Annotated in this window: 1 protein-coding gene and 1 pseudogene; both read right to left on the reverse strand. The window is 59.2% G+C overall.

All coding sequences use genetic code 11. The features are described 5' to 3' along the window. Positions 1 to 98: 98 nt before the first annotated feature. A complete protein-coding gene (gene istB / locus B9Z50_RS17300; protein WP_108365992.1) occupies positions 99 to 923 on the reverse strand; it encodes an IS21-like element helper ATPase IstB in 825 nt (274 codons plus the stop codon). After that, positions 916 to 2,427: pseudogene (istA, locus tag B9Z50_RS17305) on the reverse strand (IS21 family transposase). Before istA ends, istB begins: the two are co-directional and overlap by 8 nt. Positions 2,428 to 2,543 lie beyond the last annotated feature (116 nt).

The raw sequence follows: 2,543 nt of genomic DNA on the forward strand, positions 1-2,543 counted from the left end.
TGTTGCCGCCGATCCAATATTGACCACCTGTGCCGATTGAATTTTGACCAGGGGCTTGAGCCAGCTTTGATGTCCGCTGGCTGTGGATAACTATACGTTCAATTGTCGTCCTGCAGCTCCTTTCTCTGCGTTTTTCTTGCCTGCTCCCTCGCTTTGATTCGGCCCCTCGCCTCATTGGAGCTGTGCCTGAATCGGTAGGACTCATTGCCCGTTTCCACAATGTGGCAGTGGTGCGTCAACCGGTCCAATAGCGCCGTTGTCATCTTGGCATCCCCAAACACGCTCGACCATTCGGCAAACGTCAGGTTCGTTGTGATCAGCACACTGACCCGTTCATACAGCTTGGACAGCAAGTGAAACAGCAAGGCCCCTCCTGCTTGGCTGAACGGCAAATACCCCAACTCATCGAGCACCACCAAATCCATGCGCGACAAACTCAGCGCAAGCCGACCCGCCTTGCCTTGCGCCTTCTCTTGCTCCAGCGCGTTGACCAGATCCACCGTCGAGTAGAACCGGACCTTTTTGCCGTGTTGCGTCAGCCCCGAGATGCCCAGCGCCGTGGCCAAGTGCGTCTTGCCCGTTCCCGGCCCCCCAATGAGCACCACGTTTTGCGCATCCTGCGTGAACGACAGATCGGCCAGTTTGTGCACCAATGCCCGCTCCACTTGCGAGGCCTCAAAGTTGAACCCCGCCAAATCCCGGTGCACCGGGAACCGGGCTGCCTTGGTTTGATGCGCAATCGATCGCATGTGGCGGTTGACTGCTTCGGCCTGAAGCAGGTGCTCGATCAGCCAGCGCGATGCCCCCAGCTCGGCATTGCCGCCTTGTTCCACCAAATCCGCCCATGCCATGGCCATGCCGCTCAGTCTGAGCCCTTTGAGTTCGGCCTGGATGTCCCGCTGTGTTGGCTTGTACTCAGTCATAGATCACCTCCACACCAGAGCGCAGACCGTCGTAGCGCGCCGTGTTGGCCAGTGGCACCTGACTGAGCTGCAGCGATGTTTCGGCTTGCTGCGGCATCGGTGGACTGCCCAAGCGCGCCAACACGTTGCGCACATGCTCCACGCTGATGCCACCGTTGGGGGTGGCACCTTCCAGCAAAACCTCCACCGCAACCAATACAGCATCCAGCCCCGATTGCGGCACCACGGCCAGCACCTGGGCCATCACCCGGTCACCTCCCGCATGGCGCAACAAAGACTGCCGCAATCTCAGCAACGCAGGTGGCAAGTCCATAAACGGCGTGCCGTTCCTCAGCGCCCCAGGCTTGCGCTGCACCAAATCGATGTAATGCTGCCAGTCGTAGCTGATTTGCGCCCGATTGGTCAGCCTTGTGTGGCTGGCCACGATGGCGTCTTAAGCCACCACATCGACTCGGCCCGGATACAGCCTTGTACTCACCATCTGCCCAGCCCACTCGCACGGCACCGAATACTTGTTGCGCGCCACATTGACCAAACAGGTGCTGCTCACCCGGGCCGGATTCTCCACATACCCATCAAACGGCTCGGGCATGCTCATCAAGTGCTCACGCTCCAAATCCAGCATCTCGGCCAGCGTGAACTGCTTGTGCTCAGGGTGCGCTGTTTCGGCCCAGATCGAGCGGCAGCGCTCAGCCAACCAGGCATTGAGCTCCACAAACGAGCCAAAACGCTTGGTGCTAGCCTCTATCCAGATACGCCTGCGGCTGTCCTGCACGTTCTTCTCCACCACCCCTTTCTCCCAGCCCGAGGCCACGTTGCAAAAGTCCGGCTCAAACAGGTAGTGGCTGCACAGCGCATTGAAGCGGGCATTGACGATGCGACCTTTGCCTTTCTTGACCTTGTCCACCGCCGTCTTCATGTTGTCGTAAATGCCCCGGCGCGCCACACCGCCCAGCGCCGCAAAACTGCGTGTGTGCGCGTCAAACAACATCTCGTGTCCCTGGCTGGGGTAAGCCACCACCCAGAACGCCCGGCTGGCGCACAGCTTGAGATGTGAGACCTGCATGTGGTGGTAAACCCCGCCAATGAGCAGCCCTTCTTCGCTCCAGTCAAACTGAAACGCCTCGCCCAGCTCGAAACTCAAAGGCACATAAGCCTTGGATGCCGCCTTGCCCTCTTGCTCGCGCCAAGCCCGAATGAAATCCGTCAATCGGCTGTAGCCGCCCCGATAGCCCTGCGCCTGCAACTGCGCCAACAACGCCCGCGCACTGCGCCGGGCATGTTTGGGTCGATGGGAGTCGGCCTTGAGCGCCTGCACCAACGTCGCCTCAAACGCGCTGAGCTTGGTGAATCCGCTTTGCCTCTTGTATTTGGGAGCCTGGTCGCCAGGGGCTTTGAGCCATTTTTTGACCGTGTTGCGCGACAGCCCCGTGCGCTTGGCAATCTCGCTGTTGGAGAGTTGCTCGCGCAACTTCATGCGCCTGACCTTGCCTATCATTTCCATGGTGATCACCTTCTATCTCTCCTGCTGAATATTTCAGCAGGTCAGTTGAACACCCTGGTCAATTTTGAGTCGGCACTCCTAGGTTTAGATGGTCAGTTTTCGGTCGGCGGCAACAC

The organism is Limnohabitans sp. Bal53, assembly GCF_003063355.1.
Taxonomy (GTDB): Bacteria; Pseudomonadota; Gammaproteobacteria; order Burkholderiales; family Burkholderiaceae_C; genus Limnohabitans_A.